This is a genomic window from Arthrobacter sp. 10T413_2, from assembly GCF_056394205.1.
Window position 1 is genome coordinate 74838 of record NZ_JBFTHK010000003.1, and the last position, 18546, is coordinate 93383.

At 67.4% G+C, this 18546-nt stretch carries 17 protein-coding genes; 10 read left to right on the top strand and 7 right to left on the bottom strand.

Annotated elements, in window-relative coordinates:
* Positions 1–70: 70 nt before the first annotated feature.
* From AC1DBQ_RS01320 to AC1DBQ_RS01335, 4 genes are all read right to left on the bottom strand, one after another.
* Positions 71–973: an aminoglycoside phosphotransferase family protein gene (locus tag AC1DBQ_RS01320; protein ID WP_476926767.1), complete on the bottom strand. Its 903-nt coding sequence runs from the start codon at positions 971–973 to the stop codon at positions 71–73.
* Positions 974–1271: 298 nt separating this feature from the next.
* Positions 1272–3329 carry an ABC transporter ATP-binding protein gene (locus AC1DBQ_RS01325; protein ID WP_476926768.1) on the bottom strand — a complete coding sequence of 686 codons (2058 nt, stop codon included), beginning with the start codon at positions 3327–3329 and terminating at the stop codon, positions 1272–1274.
* The gene (locus AC1DBQ_RS01330) at positions 3326–5068 is read right to left on the bottom strand and encodes an ABC transporter ATP-binding protein (protein ID WP_476926769.1); all 1743 of its coding nucleotides are present in this window, start codon (positions 5066–5068) and stop codon (positions 3326–3328) included. The genes AC1DBQ_RS01325 and AC1DBQ_RS01330 overlap by 4 nt, the downstream gene beginning before the upstream one ends.
* A 133-nt stretch (positions 5069–5201) precedes the next feature.
* Positions 5202–6122: a 2-hydroxyacid dehydrogenase gene (locus AC1DBQ_RS01335; RefSeq protein WP_476926770.1), complete on the bottom strand. Its 921-nt coding sequence runs from the start codon at positions 6120–6122 to the stop codon at positions 5202–5204.
* A 121-nt stretch (positions 6123–6243) separates the two neighbouring features.
* Between AC1DBQ_RS01335 and lhgO the strand changes: the two genes are divergently transcribed.
* From lhgO to AC1DBQ_RS01350, 3 genes are all read left to right on the top strand, one after another.
* On the top strand, positions 6244–7455 hold the full coding sequence (lhgO, locus tag AC1DBQ_RS01340) for an L-2-hydroxyglutarate oxidase (protein ID WP_476926771.1): 1212 nt from the start codon (positions 6244–6246) through the stop codon (positions 7453–7455).
* 164 nt (positions 7456–7619) lie between these two features.
* A complete protein-coding gene (locus tag AC1DBQ_RS01345; RefSeq protein ID WP_476926772.1) occupies positions 7620–8516 on the top strand; it encodes a serine hydrolase in 897 nt (298 codons plus the stop codon).
* 214 nt (positions 8517–8730) lie between these two features.
* On the top strand, positions 8731–9396 hold the full coding sequence (locus tag AC1DBQ_RS01350; RefSeq protein WP_476926773.1) for a response regulator transcription factor: 666 nt from the start codon (positions 8731–8733) through the stop codon (positions 9394–9396).
* A gap of 71 nt (positions 9397–9467) precedes the next feature.
* On the opposite strand, the gene AC1DBQ_RS01355 is transcribed toward AC1DBQ_RS01350, so the two are convergent.
* The 3 genes from AC1DBQ_RS01355 to AC1DBQ_RS01365 form a co-directional block, all read right to left on the bottom strand.
* Positions 9468–9647 carry a hypothetical protein gene (locus tag AC1DBQ_RS01355; RefSeq protein ID WP_476926774.1) on the bottom strand — a complete coding sequence of 60 codons (180 nt, stop codon included), beginning with the start codon at positions 9645–9647 and terminating at the stop codon, positions 9468–9470.
* 353 nt (positions 9648–10000) lie between these two features.
* Positions 10001–11068, bottom strand: coding sequence for an IS3 family transposase (locus AC1DBQ_RS01360; protein ID WP_476926787.1), 1068 nt, complete (start codon positions 11066–11068; stop codon positions 10001–10003).
* Complete coding sequence (locus AC1DBQ_RS01365) at positions 11032–11490, bottom strand: hypothetical protein (RefSeq protein ID WP_476926775.1); 459 nt, start codon at positions 11488–11490, stop codon at positions 11032–11034. The genes AC1DBQ_RS01360 and AC1DBQ_RS01365 overlap by 37 nt, the downstream gene beginning before the upstream one ends.
* A 267-nt stretch (positions 11491–11757) precedes the next feature.
* Here AC1DBQ_RS01365 and uraD point away from each other — a divergent pair, with 267 nt between their 5' ends.
* From uraD to AC1DBQ_RS01400, 7 genes are all read left to right on the top strand, one after another.
* Entirely contained in the window at positions 11758–12255 is a 498-nt protein-coding gene (uraD, locus tag AC1DBQ_RS01370) for a 2-oxo-4-hydroxy-4-carboxy-5-ureidoimidazoline decarboxylase (protein ID WP_476926776.1), read from the top strand.
* Entirely contained in the window at positions 12252–12593 is a 342-nt protein-coding gene (uraH, locus tag AC1DBQ_RS01375) for a hydroxyisourate hydrolase (RefSeq protein WP_476926777.1), read from the top strand. The genes uraD and uraH overlap by 4 nt, the downstream gene beginning before the upstream one ends.
* A 530-nt stretch (positions 12594–13123) precedes the next feature.
* Positions 13124–14401, top strand: coding sequence for an MFS transporter (locus AC1DBQ_RS01380; protein WP_476926778.1), 1278 nt, complete (start codon positions 13124–13126; stop codon positions 14399–14401).
* Positions 14402–14469: 68 nt separating this feature from the next.
* The gene (locus AC1DBQ_RS01385; protein WP_476926779.1) at positions 14470–15153 is read left to right on the top strand and encodes a GntR family transcriptional regulator; all 684 of its coding nucleotides are present in this window, start codon (positions 14470–14472) and stop codon (positions 15151–15153) included.
* A complete protein-coding gene (locus tag AC1DBQ_RS01390; RefSeq protein WP_476926780.1) occupies positions 15150–15953 on the top strand; it encodes an aspartate/glutamate racemase family protein in 804 nt (267 codons plus the stop codon). Before AC1DBQ_RS01385 ends, AC1DBQ_RS01390 begins: the two co-directional genes overlap by 4 nt.
* 75 nt (positions 15954–16028) lie before the next feature.
* Positions 16029–17474 carry an amidohydrolase family protein gene (locus AC1DBQ_RS01395; RefSeq protein ID WP_476926781.1) on the top strand — a complete coding sequence of 482 codons (1446 nt, stop codon included), beginning with the start codon at positions 16029–16031 and terminating at the stop codon, positions 17472–17474.
* A gap of 8 nt (positions 17475–17482) precedes the next feature.
* Positions 17483–18214, top strand: a complete 732-nt coding sequence (locus AC1DBQ_RS01400; protein ID WP_476926782.1) for a maleate cis-trans isomerase family protein — start codon at positions 17483–17485, stop codon at positions 18212–18214.
* Positions 18215–18546: the final 332 nt, after the last annotated feature.

The following is an 18546-nucleotide window of genomic DNA, read 5'->3' on the forward strand; positions in this document are numbered from 1 at the left end:
CAACGTCTCCGCAGCTGCTCTGCTTTCCACACTCACAGCATATGAGGAGGCACTGACAATAACGCCGGMGTCAGAGTTGCAGGTTAAGTCCGTCATCCAGGATCTGCCTGATCCCGAACTTCCCTACGGCGAACATCCGCGGATTGTCGTCGGAGTTGCTCAGCATGGCGGTGGACAGGATGAGAGCCCAACCGCGGGCCCTCACCCAGGTGTCCCCATCCACTGCGGAGCCAAAGGCGCGCATGAAGCGGCGTCGAGTGCCGGCGTCGAACATCAACCACCCCACCGCAAGATCGACAGCCGGGTCCCCTGCCCCGACATCGCCGAAATCGATGACGCCGGCCAGGGAGCCGTCGTCCGCCAGCAGGATGTTGCCGGGGTGGAGGTCCCCGTGGAGCATCATCGCCGGACCATCCCAGGCTTTGGCGGCACGGGCCTGCGCCCACACTGCTCTCAGCGCTGCCGCCTGCGGGTAGCGTTCGCGATCCCCGAGCCGTTCCACCAGCACAGCTTCACGGTCTGCCAGCGGCACGCCTCGGAAAGGATTCACCGGGACGTCGGTTTCGGCGGGTACGTGAAGGGACAGCAGGAAATCGGCCAGGCCTGTAGCCGCCGGCCCACGGCCTGCCGGGCCRACGTCGGCTGCAGCGGCTCCGGGGACCCACCGCACGATGCTCCACGGCCATGGAAAGTCCGACGTCGGCCTGCCGGCATGGACGGGGACAGGAACCGCAACCGGGGAGCGGCGAGCTATGTCGGGAACGTAGCGCTGCTCATGCAGTATCAGCGGAACGGCCTCCGCCCTGCGCGGCAGCCGGACKGCAAGTTCGTCGCCGAGCCGGAAGGTCGCGTTGTCCCAGCCGTTCGCAACCCGCGCCAAAAGACAATCGGCGAGGTCGGGCCGCTGGTCCCGGACGAGGCGCTGGACAACCGCGTTACTCACATCCACCGTGGCCGGCGGCATTCGCGTCATTCAGAAGTCCGCCTTCCATGTACCTGCAGTCCGGTCCCTTCCCTTCTCCGAATATAGTTCACGGCCCAAGAGCGGACGGGGCGCGGAACGGGGTCAGCGTCKATCGGGCTGAGGTGGCCGACGCGGACTTTCGCTTAAGCCCACGCCGGACAATGTCCCGACACGCTAATCAACCAAAGTTCGGTCAGTTTTGCGAAGCTGTATTGCACCACAGAGGTACGACGCGTCAAACCGCCCAGTCAGTGCCGGAGAAGTCTGCGAAACGTCTTGAGCCCGCCGGAGAAATGTTGCCTTCCAGCTAAACCTCCGCCGCCGGGGCCGCGAACTGCGCGGCGTACAGCGCGGCGTACGCCCCGCCCGTCGCCAGCAGCTCCGTGTGCGTCCCCTGCTCCACGATCTGGCCGGCTTCCATCACCAAGATGAGGTCGGCGTCGCGAATGGTGGACAAACGGTGTGCGATCACGAAGCTGGTCCGGTCGGACCGCAGCGCGCTCATCGCCTTCTGCACCAGCACCTCCGTGCGGGTGTCCACCGAGCTGGTGGCCTCGTCCAGGATCAGCACGGACGGGCGGGCCAGGAATGCCCGGGCGATGGTGAGCAGCTGCTTCTCACCAGCCGAGACGTTGCCGCCCTCGTCGTCGAGCACGGTGTCGTAGCCCTGCGGCAGGGACCGGACGAACCGGTCCACGTACGTCGCCCGCGCCGCCTCCACAATGTCCTCCTCCGACGCACCGGGCCGGCCGTAGGCGATGTTGTCCCGGATGGTCCCGCCGAACAGCCAGGTGTCCTGCAGGACCATGCCCATCCGCGAACGCAGCTCGTTACGCGTCATCGCGGTGACATCCACGCCGTCGAGCGTGATCCGCCCGGCATCGAGCTCGTAGAAGCGCATCATCAGGTTGACCAGGGTGGTTTTGCCCGCGCCGGTCGGGCCCACAATGGCGACGGTCTGGCCTGGCTCCGCGACCAGACTGAGCGAAGAGATCAGCGGCTTGTCCGGTGAGTAGGAGAACGAGACGTTCTCGAACACCAGCCGGCCGCGGCCGCCGTCGGGAGCCTCGCCGGGAACGGGATCCGGGCTCTGTTCCTCGGTGTCCAGCAGCTCAAAGACGCGCTCGGCGGAGGCCACGCCGGACTGCAGCAGGTTCGCCATGGACCCCAGCTGGGCCAGCGGCTGGGTGAACTGCCGGGAGTACTGGATGAACGCCTGGACGTCGCCGAGCTGCATCGCCCCGGCGGCCACCTGCAGCCCGCCCACCACGGCGATCCCCACATAGACGAGGTTCCCGATGAACGTCATGGCCGGCATGATCAGCCCGGAGATGAACTGCGCCCCGAAGCTCGCCTGGTACAGCTCCACGTTCTTCTGCCGGAACCGTTCCTCCACCTCGCGCTGCCGGCCAAAGACCTTCACCAGCGCGTGCCCGGTGTACGTCTCCTCGATCTGCCCGTTGAGCTCGCCGGTGTGCCTCCACTGCGCCACGAACAGCTTCTGCGAGCGCTTGGCGATGACTGCGGTGGTCACGAGGGTCAGCGGAATGGTCACGAGCGCAATCAGCGCCAGCGTGGGCGAGAGCAGCAGCATCATCACCAGCACGCCCACGACGGTCAGCAACGAGGTCACGGCCTGGCTGATGGACTGCTGCAGGCTCTGCGAGATATTGTCGACGTCGTTGGTGACCCGGCTGAGCAGCTCGCCGCGCTGCACGGAGTCGAAGTAGCGCAGCGGCAGCCGGTTGATCTTGGCCTCGATCCGTTCGCGCAGCCGGAACACCGTGCGCTGGACGACGCCGTTGAGAATGTACGCCTGCATCCAGCCKAACGCCGAAGCCAGGACATACAGCACCAGCGCCCACAGCAGCACGGTGGCCAGCGCGGAGAAGTCGATTCCGGTGCCGGGTGTCAGCGTCATAGCGCTGAGCATGTCCGCTTTCTGGTTCTCCCCGGCCGCGCGCAGCTGGGCAATCAGCTGCTCCTGGCTTACCCCGGCGGGCAGCTGCTTGGACACGACGCCGGCGAAAATCAGGTTGGTGCCCTCGCCCAGCAGCCGGGGACCGATCACCGAGAACGTGACGCTCACGACGGCGAGCATCAGGACCAGCGTCAGCCACAGCCGTTCGGGCCGGAGCTCGCCCAGCAGCCGCTTCGCGGACGGCCAGAAGTTCATCGCCTTCTCCACCGGAATGTTCATCCCGGCAAACGGGCCCCCGCGGCCGGGGCCTCCCGCCGGGCGGGGAATCCGTAGCGGGGCCTGCGCACCGGGAGCCCCGCCGGGAGCGCTGCCGGGACCGGCGGGCACGGCGGCCGGTGCCCCGGTGGCGGGGGCCGGCGTCGGCGCCTTGTCGGTGCGGCTCATACGGCCTCCTCCGCTGCGAGCTGGGAATTAACAATCTCCTGGTACGTCTCGGACGTCGCCAGCAGCTCCTCGTGGGTGCCGTGCGCGACGATCCTGCCGCGGTCCAGCACCAGGATCTGGTCCGCGTCCACGATGCTGGAGACCCGCTGGGCGATGATCACCAGGGTGGCCCCGGCGGTGTGCTGCTTGAGGGCCAGCCGCAGCCGGGCATCCGTGGCGGTGTCCAGTGAGGAGAAGGAGTCGTCAAAGATGTAGAGCTCGGGCCGCTTCACCAACGCCCGGGCAATCGCGAGCCGCTGCCGCTGGCCGCCGGAGACGTTAGTGCCGCCCTGCGAGATCGGCGCGTCCAGCCCGCCCTCCATTTCCCGGACGAAGTCCTCCGCCTGGGCAATGCTGAGGGCCTGCCACAGCTCGGCCTCGGTGGCATCGGGCTTGCCGTAGAGCAGGTTGCTGCGCACCGTGCCGGAGAACAGGTAGGGCTTCTGCGGGACCAGTCCGATGTGCCCCCACAGCAGGTCCGGGTGGAGMTCGCGCACGTCCACGCCGTCGATCCGCACCGAACCGGACGTCGCGTCGAAGAGCCGCGGCATCAGGTTCACCAGGGTAGTTTTCCCGGAGCCGGTGCTGCCGACAATCGCCGTCGTCTGCCCCGCGCGGGCGGTGAAGGTTACGTCCGAGAGCACCGGCTGCTCGGCGCCCGGGTAGGYGAACCCGACGTCGTGCATCTCCAGTTCGCCCCGGGCAGCCCGCCCGGCCGCTCGCGAAACCGGGTGCGCCGGCGGCCGGACGCTGGATTCGGTCCCGAGCACCTCGCTAATCCGGTCCGCCGAGACGGAGGCCCTTGGGATCATGATGGCCATGAAAGTGGCCATCATGACGGACATGAGAATCTGCATGAGGTAGCTCAGGAACGCGATCATGGTGCCCACCTGCATGGAGCCGTCCTCGATCCGGAACGCCCCGAACCAGATCACGGCCGCGCTGGAGACGTTGAGCACCAGCATCACGGTGGGGAACGCGAGCGCAATGAGCCGCCCGGCCCGAAGCGCGGTATCCGTGACGTCCTCATTGGCGCGGGCGAACCGGGCGGTCTCCACGTCCTCGCGGACGAAGGCCCGGACCACCCGGATGCCGGTGAGCTGTTCGCGCAGGACCCGGTTGACGGTGTCGATCCGGGCCTGCATGAGCCGGAACAGCGGCACCATCCGGATGATGATCGACCCCACCGCGGCCAGCAGCACGGGTACGCTGACCGCTATCAGCCAGGACAGCTGCAGGTCCTGCCGCATGGCCATGATCACCCCGCCGATGCAKAGCATGGGCGCCGTGACCATCAGCGTGGCGGACATCAGGACCAGTTGCTGGACCTGCTGGACATCGTTGGTAGACCGGGTGATCAGGCTGGGCGGCCCGAACCGGGTGACTTCCTGCTCGGAAAACTCCGCCACCCGGGTGAAGATGGCGCCCCGGACGTCCCGGCCCAATGCCATCGCGGCCTTCGCGCCGAAGTACACCGCGGCGATGGTGCAGGCGATCTGCAGCAAGGTCACCATCAGCATGATGCCGCCGATGCGCAGGATGTAGTCCGTGTCCCCCTTCGCGACGCCCTGGTCAATGATGTCCGCGTTCAGGGTGGGCAGGTAGAGCGAGGCGATGGACGCCGCCAGCTGAAAAACGACGACGGCGAGCAGCAGCCGCCGCTGCGGCCGCAGGTATTCAACGAGCAGCTTCCAGAGCATCCGGTCTCCACTTCACGCGTCACGGACAGTTTCACACAGAACGATGTGAGGGTCAGTTTACGTCCGGATTCAGTGAGCGGGCCGGGTTCCTCTCAGGGCGAATCGAGGGCACGCAGGCTGTKCAGCGTGTCCCCTAGCCGTTCAGCACCACGTTCACCGGCGGCTCGCCCGCCCGCATGAGGTCGATCTGCCGCTGGAGCAGCCGGCCCATCCGCGGCCGCATCGCCGAGCTCGCCCCGCCCACGTGCGGGCTGATGATGACGCCGGGGGCCCGCCACAGCGGGTGGTCCTGCGGCAGGGGCTCGGGATCGGTGACGTCCAGCGCGGCGCGGATCCGGCCGGTGGCGGTGTGCCGGACCAGGGCGTCGGTGTCCGCTACCGGGCCGCGGGCTACATTCACCAGCAGGGCGCCGTCGGGCATGGCCGCGAGGAAGGCGTCGTCCACGAGGTGCCGGGTGGAGTCGCTGAGCGGAACCCCCACCACCACGATGTCGTGCTCCGGCAGCAGCGCGTGGAGCTCCGCGATGCCGTGAACAGGGCCGCGCTCGTCCGTCCGTTCCCTGCTGGCCACCCGGGTCACGCTGGTCTCGAACGGAAGGAGCCGGTCCTCGATCGCCTTGCCCACCCCGCCGTAGCCAACGATCAGGACGCGGCGGTCGGCCAGGCTGGCGGTGGGCCKGGCATCCCATCGGCCCTCCCGCTGGTTCTTGAGGAGGCGGGGGAACTCGCGCTGGCTGGCCARGATGAGGGCCAGCGCCAGTTCCGCGGTGGAGGTTTCGTGGACGCCGGCCGCGTTGGCGAAGACCCTGCCGGAGGGCAGGAAGTCCGCCACGCCGTCGTACCCGATCGACTGGCTCTGCACCAGGGCCGTGTCCACGGCCTCCAGGTGTTGCAGGACCTGCGGGCCGCCCATGTACGGCGGCACCACGATGTCGATCCGCGGCCGGGGCGGCTCACCGGCGAAGTCCCATTCCAGGACGGCGACGTCCGGGTGCGGCTGAAGGTATTCACGCAACGCGGCGTCCGGCAGGCTGACAGTAATTTTCCGGGTCATGAATGCCAGCGTAGTAGAGCCGCCGGCCGTACCTCACGGCGCGGACTCCCCTGACATCCGGGCGCCGTTCGGGATAGGGTCCACAACAACAGGCGTTGGAGTGCAGGGGAAGGCGGCGCGCGTGGCGGCTCGGATCGGGATCATTGGCGGCGGGATCGTGGGCATGGCGATTGCCCGTGCCCTGGTCCGGACCGGGGACGTCGACGTCACGGTCCTGGAAAAGGAGCACCGGGTGGCCGCACACCAGACGGGCCACAACTCCGGTGTGGTCCATGCCGGCCTGTACTATCAGCCGGGATCTCTCAAGGCCGTCCTGTGCGCCCGCGGCCGAGCTCTCACCCGCGACTACTGCCGGGACAGGGGCCTGCCGTACCGCGAGCTCGGCAAGCTGGTGGTCGCGGTGACCGAGGCGGAACTTCCGCGGCTCGATGAGATCGAGMGCCGCGCCCGGGAGAACCGCGTCCCGGACGTGAAACGGMTCAGCCGGGCGGAACTGCGCGAGATCGAACCGCACGCCGCCGGCGTGGCGGCCGTCCACTCGCCGCACACCGCCGTCGTGGACTACGCCGCCATCACCGAAGCCATGGCGCAGGACGTGCGGAGCGGTGGCGGATCCGTGCTCCTGGGCCAGGAGGTTACGGCCGTCAACAATGCTGGCGCCGTGCACGTCTCCACGCCGGCCGCCACACACACCTTCGACCGGCTGGTGGTGTGTGCCGGGCTGCAGTCGGACGTCGTGGCCAGGATGGTCGGGGCCCGCCCGTCGCCCGCGATCCTGCCGTTCCGCGGCGAGTACTGGGTGATGGCCGCCGCCCGGAGCCACCTGGTCCGGGGCATGATCTACCCGGTGCCGGACCCGCGCTTCCCGTTCCTGGKCGTGCACTTCACCCGCGGCGTGTACGACGACGTCCATGTGGGCCCCAACGCCGTGCCGGCCCTGGCGCGGGAGGGCTACTCGTGGGCCCGGGTGTCCGTGCCGGACACKCTGGCCTCGCTCCGGTGGCCCGGCGCCCCGGCCCTGGCACGGCAGCACTGGCGGATGGGGGCCCGGGAAATCTCGGCGTCGCTGCTCAAGCCGCTGTACTTCCGGCAGGCCCGGCAGTTCCTGCCCGAACTGCAGCCCGGTGACCTCGCCAGGAAGGCCGGTGCCGGGGTCCGCGCCCAGGCGTGGGCTGCCGACGGTTCCCTGCTGGACGATTTCGCCGTGGACCRGCTGGGCGCCGTCACACTGCTGCGCAATGCGCCCTCCCCGGCGGCGACCTCCGCCCTGGCGATCGCTGACTACGTCCTGGAGCACCACCTGCAGGTTGCCCCGCACCGGCTGCGCCCCTAGGACTTTGGAAAGACTTCGGGCGGCGCCCCGCGCGGTCCGTGGACTTCGCCTGTGGCCGCGCCTAACGTCGGAGACACCACCCTTGCCAGTCAAGAACCTGTCGAAACGATCCGCCTCAGCACGCGTGTACTGAGCACCCAGTTAAGTCCGGAGGGCCCACGCATATGACGACTCCGGGCCCGCGGCCGGACGCGCCTCACCACCGCCGGAACGTGATTCTGGTCTGGGCCGCCGCCGCGCTGGTGCTGGCCKCCGTCGTCGTCTTCGGTGCCATCCGCACCGGACCGTCGCCCGAGGGCGACTTCCTGACGGTTAGCCACAGGGAGGCGCAGAGCCAGTCAGCGGCGGCGCCAGCGCCGGCGCCCGGCGCCGCCGTCGACCTCCCCGCCGAGATCCAGCGGATCATCGGCGAACATCCCGATCACAGGATCGGCGTCGCCATCATGGACACCAGCGACGGAGCGCTGCGGAGCTACGGCGATGTGGCACCCTACACGGCGGCGAGMACGGCGAAGGTCCTGACGGCTGCCGCCTACTACCACCTCGTGGAAACCGGCGAAAAGTCGCTCGATACTCAACTGGGCGCGTTCACCGCGGCGTTCCAGCTCAAGGCCATGATCAATACCAGCAGCGACGACTCGTGGATCCTGCTGATGCGGGACATCGGCTACCCCCGACTGACCGAGTACGCCGCCACAATGGGCATCACCTACGATCCCGAGCAAAACCTCCTCGCCCCGGCCGACATGGCCCGGCTCCTCCAGCAGCTCTCCACGGGCAAGCTCCTCAATACCGGGCACACCGCCGAGCTGCTGGGCTACATGCAGCACACCAATGACGAGGACCTCATCCCGKCGGCTGTCTCCCCGGAGATCACCGTCCACCACAAGTACGGCGTGGTGGAAGGATACGTCCACGACGCCGCGCTGCTCAGTGCCGGCGACCGCTCCTACGCGGTGGTCATCTACACGTGGGGCCCGGACGACGCCGACAGCGMGGCCCGTCTGGACCTCATCCATGAGCTGACGCATCAGCTCACCGGTGCCCTGTTCGGGCAGTAGCCAGCACTGGGACGGTTAAAAGTCCGAATATCAACCGTTCAAGGGTGGCGCACGCCCCGTTACAGGGGCAGGATGAAAGAAGGCCCCGGAAGTCCTCCCGGTTCACGTAAGCGTCGGCGGAAAATTGCAGCGACCGGCTTCGCGCGGACTTCACCGCGCCGATGCGCACGGAGTTGGCGGACCGTCCGGAGCCGGGCTGTTCCTGGGAGTCGCCGTGATCCGCATCCTCATAGCCGAAGACGACGAACGCATGTCCCGCTTCATCGAAGAGGGCCTGCGCGCGGCTGGCTACGACCCGAGCGTGGTCGCCGACGGCGTCACAGCGGTGGACTTGGCAGCCAGCGGCGAATTCGATCTCCTGCTCCTGGCTGCCGGGCTTCGCCGGCTTGACGGCTTCACCGTCCTGGCGGCCCTACGCCAAGGGCAGGCTGGGATCCCGGTCATCTTCCTCACGGCCCCCGGGTCACCCGCGGATACTCTCACAGCGCTGGAGGGCGGCGCCGACGACTGCATCGTCAAGCCGTTTCCCCTCGAGGAACTTGAGGCCCGTGTCCGGGCCCGGCTACGCACAGCCGATACCGGCGATCCGCTCGCGGGGAGCATCATGCGCTACGGCCCGCTGGAGCTGAACCTGCACGCCCTCACGGTCAGCGTCGACGGCAGGACGGTAGAGCTCTCCGCCCGCGAATTCGCCTTGGTGGAAATGTTCCTGCTGCACCCGGGGCAGATCCTGAGCCGGCAACAACTGCTCAGCCACGTCTGGGGCCGCGACTTCGACGGCACGTCCAACGTCGTGGACGTGCATGTGCGGCAGTTGCAGCTGAAGATCGGCGCAGACCGCATCCTCACCGCCCGCGACGCCGGCTACCGCCTGGGCTAGGCGGACTTGGGCAGGCGCACTGGGCCAGCGCAGCGCCGGCGGGTTGCGGCCACGGGTACTAGCGCSCGGGTCTACCGGCCGAACAGCTTGGCGAAGAAGCCGGTCCCGGTGGTGGTTTTGGCGGTGGTTTCGCCCTCGTGGCCGCGGCAGCGGTCGGCGCTGGGGACGCCCCGCATGACCTGGTCAACATGCTGGCCGCAACCGGCCCAGGTGGTCTTTCCGCACTTCTTGCAGGCAACTGCACGGCACATCCGGGTACTCCTCTGTCGGTGGGTCTAAGGTGCTTTCAGCATACCCCCCGGGGTATATGGACTGCAAATCCGCTGCACCACGGAGAAGTCGCTCACGAGGGGTGGATTGGGGCCCGCTGCGGGCGGACGATAGAAGTACCGGACCCCGCACCTACGCCGGGCAGAATCCGGCGGCGAGCCGCCCATTGGGAACGGGCGAGCTAAAGCCGGGAGAGCCGACAGGCACCGGACACAACATCAGGGCGGAATGCGCACCGCGGGGACTGGGAAAAGAGCGACGTCGCAACTATTCACGGCTGAGCCCAGCCTTTCCGCGGCGATTTCGGACAGGCGCACACCGGATCCGGAATCTATCAAGCTGTGTGTGACAGCTGGTGGTTGGGGCGGTTGATCCACACCCCGCTGGGTGGGGATGGGATGCTCGGCGGACGGGTGTAGCGTTCGGGGTTTCGGGTGTAGTGCTCGTCGAGGATTTCCTGTCGGAGGGTCTTCACTGTGGTCCAGTACCCTGCGTGCACGGAGTCAGGCGTGTACCCGTTTAGGCCCGCGTGGCGGTGGTTCTCGTTGTAGTCGRCAAAGAATCCCTGCATGTAGCGGCGGGCGTGCCCGAGTGAATCGAAGCGGCCCGGGAACGGCAGGGAGTATTTCACGGTCTTGAACAGCGATTCGATGAACGGGTTGTCGTTGGAGGTCCGGGGCCGCGAATGCGAGGGGCGGATCCCCAGCATCCGCAATACATCATAGGTTTGGCCGGCGCGCATCGCCGCCCCGTTGTCGGCATGCATCACCGCCGGTGCGCCCCAGTTGGTCAGCACGGCCTGCTCCATCAACTCCGCGGCCTGGGCCGCGGTTTCGTGCTGCTCCACCCGGTGCCCGACGACCTTGCGGGAGTAGACATCCATGACCGTATACAGCTTCAGGTGCTGCCGGCCGGGGCCGTGCAGGTCCGTGATGTCCCAACACCACAACTGGTTCGGCCCGGCGGCTTCCAGGACCGGCTTGGACCGGCCGGCACCGGTKCCGGGGGCCCGTCGGGGCCGCCGGTCCCCGTTCTGCCCGGCCCGCTTCACGATCCGGTGCGTGGAGGCCATCGAGGCATAGTATTCCCCGGCATCCAGCAAACGGTGCCAGGCCTGGGTGATGGAGAGGTCCTCGAATTCCGGTGCGTTCAGCCTCTMCAGCAAGGCCCCGGCGTCCTCCTCGCTGATCCGGTTCGGATAGGCGCGGTCCGTGTGCGGGACCTTGATGCCTCGGGCAGGGGCCGGTGCCAGGGACCGGTACCAGTACATGTGGGACACCCCGGCCACGCGGCAGGCCGCCCGGATGGCCCATTTCGCGGCGATCAGGCCTGCGACTATGCCGAGGAGGATTCCCCGGCGCTCTGCTACTCCGGGCGTTCCGGCGCCGTCGTCGCCAGCCAGTCCGGGCGCCCCGGTTCCTTCTCCTCCAGGTGCGGGTCCGTCGCTGCCGCGCTCCTGGCCAGGGCGTCCAGGAGCGCGGACGCTTTTCCCAGGATGTCTACGGCCGCCTCGGATTTCTCCAGCTTGGCCMGCAACTTCTCGTTCTCCCGGCGCAGCCGGTTCAGCTCCTCACGCTCACGGCTGTTCATCCATCTGCTCCTTTCCGCCGCGGGCGGCTCCACCGTCGGCTGCGGGGGCGTCATCCGGCCCTGTTCCCGGGCCGCGGCCCAGTCCCGCATCGTTATCGGGGCAACGCCGGCCGCCCGGCAGAACGCGGCCTTCGCACCCCGGTCGAGGCACTTGTCGTACTCCAGCAGCAACGACCACTTCTGCTCCTTCGAGAAGTTGTGGTTCCGGGAGGGACGCTGGGGAATTTCAAACATTGATGATCCGTTCCCCGCCCCACATGCCAGACCCAACTGAAAACACTATGTAACAGCCAAGCCTGACACGTGGGGGATCCGGGGTGCACCCGTCCGCTTCCGTAGCGGTCGCCGGAATCCGCCGCGAATTCCTGCCGCCGGTTGACACCCGGCACACGGTACGGTTCAATCTTTTGCATATGCTGAAATAACAGTTCCACGATACGAATATCTTGTCCGTATAGCCCTACACCGTGGATGCCAGCATTGACGCAAAGGATCTGGCACATGCTGTTGGAAGACTTTAACGCGGCCGGACGCGCCGAGGCCGCGGCCGCGCTGCGACCCTGCCTGGACATAGAGCGGTGGATCGAGGAGATCGTCCAGGGTCGGCCGTTCGGCAGCGCCGCGAGCCTTCTGGAAGCCGCCAACCGTGCAGCGGAACCCTTTACCGGGCAGGAGGTGGAGGCCGCCCTGGCCCACMATCCACGCATCGGCGAACGGGCCGCAGGAAAYAGCACGGAGGCCCGGCTCTCCCAGTCGGAGCAGGCAGGCCTGGGCATTCCGGACCCGGCCGTTGCGGCGGCCATCGCCGAGGGGAACCGGAGCTACGAAGAAAAATTCGGCCAGGTCTTCCTGATCCGCGCCGCCGGCCGGAGCCGGGAGGAAATCCTCGCCGCCCTCAACACCAGGCTCGCGCACACCCCGGAACAGGAACAAGCAATCATCGGCCAGCAGCTGCGCGAAATCGCGGCACTCCGACTCGAAGGACTGATCGGCACATGAGCACCTCCCACGTCACCACCCACGTGCTGGACACCGGCACCGGCAAACCCGCCGCCGGCGTCGCCGTCACCTTCCACAGGCTCGACGGCGAGCGTTGGGTCAAGATCGCGGCAGGCGCCACAGACGACGACGGCCGCATCAAATCCCTCGGGCCGGACAAGCTTCTGTCCGGCACGTACCGGCTGGGCTTCGACACCGGACGCTACTACGAGGCCGCCGGGACCGAGACCTTCTTCCCMGAGGTCACTCTGACCTTCGCCGTGTCCGAATCCCAGGACCACTACCATGTCCCGCTCCTACTGAGCCCCTTCGCTTACTCCACGTACCGCGGCAGCTAACCAAACCCTCGGGCCGTTATTAGGTACACGCTCGCCCCGCCATCCACCCCGAATCACACCGGGAACAGGCTCCCTGTCGGATGGCGGGGCGAAGCCATGCCCGGGCGCAGCCCGCACAGCATCGCCGGCACCCCGGCACCCCGGCACGGAACCCCGCCCCAGTCACAAACGACATTTTTCGCGGGAACGCAACCGGCAGGCCTGCACCCCTTGACAGTGGCTCACGTCACTTCTATTCTCAATTTTGGGATCCCAAATTGGGATCCCACAACAAGCAAGCTTGCCGGGCCCCGACTCCCCTGGGTTCCGCACCTGATGTCAGGCCAGATATCAGCCCTCACAGCAGCACCGGGAAGCCCGCGCATAGGACGGCCCCACACCCCGGCCTCCTGGCCGCGAACGAATTGAATCTCTCACCCGCCGGCATTTTTCCTCTCTCTGAAGGAGAAGTTGTGTCTCTTCGAAATACCGAACCCCCCGTACAGGAAACCTCAGCACCCGACGCTGACGCCGCAAGCCCCAAGGACCGCGTGCAACGACGCACTAATGTCCGCTGGAAAATGTTCCTCCTCCTGCTGGTCCTCGTGTCCGTGAACTACATTGACCGAGGCTCCATCTCGGTAGCCCTGCCCATCATCCAGAAGGAATTCAACATGGCCCCGGAGCTCGTGGGCCTCCTGCTCTCGGCCTTCTTCTGGACCTACGCCCTCATGCAGATCCCGGTCGGCTGGCTGATCGACAAGTTCGGCCCCCGCAAGGTAATGACCGCGTCCTGCGTCGGCTGGGGTGCCGCCACGGCAGCCTCCGGCCTGGCCGGCGGATTCCTCAGCATGTTCATCGCCCGCCTGGGCATCGGCGTCACCGAGGCCGGAGTCATGCCGGCGGGCGGAAAGCTGAACGCCATCTGGATGCACAAATCCGAACGCGGCCGCGGCGCAACCATCCTTGACGCCGGTGCCCCGCTGGGCGCCGGGCTGGGCGGCATCCTCATCGCAGGACTGATCGCATCGACGGGCAGCTGGCGGAGCTCGTTCATCATCGCCGGCGTCGCGACGGTCCTCATGGGCCTCGCCGTGTGGTGGTACGTCCGGGACAACCCGCGCCAGCACCGCGGAGTCAACGACGCCGAGGCCGAGTACCTCGAGGCCTCCCACGCCGCGGAAGACGCCGAAGCCGAACTCGAGGGCAGCAAGGGAAAGCGTGCCCTGCTCCCCTACCTGAAATTCCGTTCATTCTGGGCCATGTGCTTCGGCTGGCTGGGCTTCAACGGAGTTTTCTACGGCCTGCTGACGTGGGGCCCGCTCTACCTGTCACAGGCCAAGGGTTTTGACCTGAAGACCATCGGCTGGTCCACCTTCGTGATCTTCGGCGCCGGATTCGTCGGAGAAATCCTCGGCGGCACCATCGCGGACAAGTGGAGGGCCGCCGGCGCCTCGGCCAACCGGGTCATGCGCACCCTCCTGGGCATCTCCAGCGTCGTTGTGATCGGCGGCCTTGTCGGCGTAACCGTCGTGCCGGAGCCGACGACGGCGGTGGTCCTCCTCTCCGTGGTGATGTTCTTCCTGCGCTGGGTGGGCCTCTTCTGGAGCATCCCCTCCATCCTGGGCGGCCGGACCAACGCCGGTGTCCTGGGCGGCGCCATGAACTTCAGCGGCAACATCTCGGGCTTCGTCACCCCGATCGCCGTCGGCCTGATMGTCGGCGCCACCGGCTCGTACACGTGGGCGCTGCTGTACTTCGTCKGTTCGGCGATCATCATGGGAGCATCCGTACTGACGCTGAACTACAACAAGCGGCTCCCTGTCTAAGCTAGGCAACGCAACACCTGTTCCCGGAGCCGGKAACGCAGTGCCAAAAAKAACCCGAATGGAGCACCATGCTTACCGCTGAAGAAACCCAGGACAAGGAACGCCCCCTCCGGGAGGCTGTCCGGGACACCCTCCGCACCAGGATCTTTGAAGGGCACTACGTTCCCGGCACCAGGCTGGTGGAGCGCGACCTCGCCGCCGAATTCAACGTCTCGCGCCTCCCGGTCCGCGAAGCGCTGCGCATGCTGCGCCAGGAAGGCCTGGTCAGCGACCGCGGCGCGCGGGGAGCCGAAGTCAGCACGCTCAGCCCCAAAGACGTGGAGGATCTCTTCGACGTCCGCCAGTCGCTCGAAGTGTTGGCCTGCAGGCTGGCCGCGACCCGCGCAACGCCGGAGGCCCTTGGTGCGCTGCAAACCCTGTTGGACGAAGCGGACCGCTGCCTTGCCAAGGGTGCCGTCATGGAAGCCCACCGGGCCAACAGCGAATTCCACGATGCCATCACCCGGATCGCGGACAACGGCTTCCTCAAGTCCGCGCTCGAACCCCTCCAGGGCCGGATGCACTGGCTGTTCCGGCATGTGAGCGACCTCCCCGAACTCATCGAGGAACACCGGGCCCTGTACGCCGCGATCGCCAGCGGTGACCCGGACCGGGCGGCTGCCCAGTCGGCGTCGCATATCGACAAATACCGGGAACAGTTTCCGGAGGATTTCCGCCGGACGGAACCCGCCCTTCATCGGAAGAACACATGAAACTCCTCGTCATCAACCCCAACATCAGCAACGACGTCACCGCGCTGATCGAATCCGAGGCCCGGCGCTCCGCCTCGCCCGGAACGGAACTGCTGGTCCGCACCGCAGGCCACGGCGTCGAATACATTGAAACCCGCTTTGAATCCCTGATCGCCGCCGGCGCCGTCGCCGAAATCATCGCCGAGTACACCCGCGACGGGTCCGGACCCCGCACCGAAAACGGGATCGACGGCGTCGTGGTCGCGGCGTTCGGAGACCCCGGCATGCCCGCGCTGAAGGAACTGACCGACGTCCCGGTCATCGGGATCACCGAGGCCGCCCTGTGCGCCGCGGCACTGCAGGGTCACCGGTTCTCGATCATCGCCATCTCGGACCGGATCCGGCCCTGGTACTTGGACTGCGTGGAACGCTTCGGGCTCGGTGGCCGGTTGGCCTCGATCCGGTCCATCAACGAGACCCTCACCGGCATCGGCTCCGTGCAGCAGGACTTCAAGGAGACCCTGCTGGCACTCAGCCGCCAGGCCGTCACCCAGGACGGGGCCGACGTCGTCATCCTCGCCGGCGCGCCGCTTGCCGGCCTTGCCCGCGAGCTGGCCGGCCAGATCCCTGTCCCCGTGGTGGACGGCATTTCCGCCGGCATCCAGATGGCACAGTCGGTGGTCAACCTCCAGTCCGGACCGCACCGGGCCGGCGCCTTCGCGCCGCCTCCGGTCAAGCCCCGCCGAGGGCTCTCGGACAACCTCGACGCCGCCCTCACGACGGCGCAGAACGCTGCCCGGGCAGTCGCCGGGTCCCACTGATAGTCCAGCCCCGCTGATAATCCAGCCCCGCTGACAACCCCGTCCCACTAACTTCATCCTCGAAGGAGGACAACGATGTCCCACGCCCCAGACCTTGTCATTGCCCACGGCACCGTGGTCAACAGTTTCGGCCGCCAGGCTGCGCACGTGGTGGTGCACGGCGGGAAGATCGTCCAGCTCGTGGACGCTTCCGAACCCGTCCCCGCCGCCGCCCGGACCATCGACGCCGCCGGCCGGATGGTGATTCCCGGCGGCGTTGACGGTCACTGTCACGTCGCCCAGGTAACCGGACGGTTCCGCACCCTGGATGACTACCGCACCACCTCCACCGCTGCCCTCTGGGGCGGCACCACCACGATCATCGACTTCGGCATCCCCCGCGACGCTCGGGAGACCCCGCTGGCCGCGGTCCTGCACAAAAAGGAACTGGCCCGCGAGTCCCGCTGCGACGTCGCCCTCCACGGCTCGGTTGTCCAATGGGACGAAACCGTGCCCTGGCAGCTCGACCAGCTTGCCGCCGAAGGTGTCCGTTCCGTCAAGATGTACACCACCAACCGGGGCACCACCATGGCCGACGGCGACACCATCGTGAAGGTCATGCGCGAGATGGTCCGGCTCGACGGCCTGACCTACATCCACGCCGAACACGACCCCATCATTGCCGACTGCACCCGGCAGCACGCGGACGACGGCCGGATCGGCATTGAACACCTGCACCGGACCCGGCCCGAACTCGCGGAGGAAATCTCGGTCAAGGAGACCCTGGCGATGGCCGAATATACCAACGCCCCCGTCTACTTCGTGCACCAGTCCACGCCGGGAGCCGTGGACCTCGTCGCCGAGGCCCGCAGCCGCGGCCAGGAGGCCTACTCCGAGACATGCCCGCACTACCTCACCCTGGACGACACCGTCTACGGCACGTCCTTCCCCGAGTGGTACGCCTGCTGCCCGCCKATGCGAAGCGCCGAGACCGTCGCTGCGCTGCGGGACCGGCTTGCCGACGGCGCCATCCACACAGTGGCCTCGGACCACTCCTGCTACGACCTCGCGCAGAAGCGCGAGCGGACCGATGACATCCGGGCCATGCCGCACGGCCTGCCCGGGGTGGAAACCCGCATGCCGGTCACCTTCACCGCCATGATGGACGCCGCCGGCGGAGCGGCCCGGGTGGAGGATTTCGTGGAAGTGTTCGCCGCCGGGCCGGCCCGGATCAACGCCCTCCCGGGCAAGGGCATCATCGGTCCCGGGTTCGACGCCGATCTCGTCGTGTTCGACCCGGCGCGGGAGCGCGCCGTCGACGGCGCCGCCCTCCACATGGGGACCGATTTCTCGCCGTTTGACGGCCGGACGCTCACGGGCTGGCCCGACGTCGTGGTGTCAGCCGGACGGGTGGTGCTCGACGCCAACGGCTTCCACGACCCCGGCCCTGTCGGAAGCTTCGTGGCCCGCAACGGATTCCGCGAACACCAGGCCGCGGCCGGCGCCGCTTCCGCACCCAGCACCGTCCCCGCCACCCGTTAGGAGCCCCCGTGCCTTCCGCAAACCGTCCCACCCGCATCGGCATGATCGTGCCGTCCTCCAACACCTGCCTCGAACCGCAGAGCTACCGCATCCTGGGCGACCGCGACGACGTCACCATCCACTTCGCGAGGATCCAGGTCACGAGGATCGCCCTCGACGATTCCTCCGACAAGCAGTTCGACGCCCCGGTCATGCGGGCCGCCGCCGAGATCCTGGCCACCGCCGACGTCGACGTCATCGCGTGGAACGGCACCTCGGGCTCCTGGCTCGGCGCCGGTCACGACCGCGAACTCGTCCAGGAAATACAGGACGCCACCGGCATCCCCGCCACCACCTCCACGCTGGCCTACATGGAGGCCTTCCGATCCTTCGGCACCGAACGGATCGGACTGTTCACCCCTTATACGGAGGACGTCAACCGCGCGATCGTGGCGTCGTACGAACGGGACGGGATCAAGACGCTTGACCACCGGTTCCTCGGCCTGAGCGACAACGAATCATTCGCCCGGGTCTCCGACGCCGAAATGCGGCCCGGATCGCTGGAACTCGCGGCTTCGAACCCGGACGCGCTCGTCTACCTCTGCACCAACCTTTACGGCGCCAACATTGCCGAGGAAATCGAAGCGGCCATGGGCGTACCCGTGCTTGACTCGGTGGCCGTGACACTGTGGCACTGCCTCAAGATGACCGGAGTCCCGCTGCTCTCCCCGCGCTGGGGCAGGCTGCTCGCCTCGGCCTGAGCGACACCCCGGTTAACAAGCAACGCGGGGCAGATACGGCCGGTGCCGGGCTTAATGGGCCACATCTKACCCCGCGTTGCTTGTGGGCCCTATCGCCCGATTGTGACTGCGGGCCAGAGGTGATGCGCCGCTGATGTTGACGCGCCCGGTCCCGCGTCGATAATCTCGAATTGCAAGAAAGTTTTCTCACAGAATGAAAACTTGAGCCAACCATTCAACGATGAAAAGAGGCTGGACGTGGCTGCAGGAGAAGATACCTCCMATATCCTCAGCGGGTTGACAAACCAGCTGCCTGATCGTGATCCGGAAGAGACCGCCGAGTGGCTGGAGTC

Coding starts and splice junctions, on each gene's coding strand:
- AC1DBQ_RS01390 (WP_476926780.1), top strand. CDS start 15,150: ATGAAACTCCTCGTCATCAACCCCAACATCAGCAACGACGTCACCGCG.
- AC1DBQ_RS01385 (WP_476926779.1), top strand. CDS start 14,470: ATGCTTACCGCTGAAGAAACCCAGGACAAGGAACGCCCCCTCCGGGAG.
- AC1DBQ_RS01355 (WP_476926774.1), bottom strand. CDS start 9,647: ATGTGCCGTGCAGTTGCCTGCAAGAAGTGCGGAAAGACCACCTGGGCC.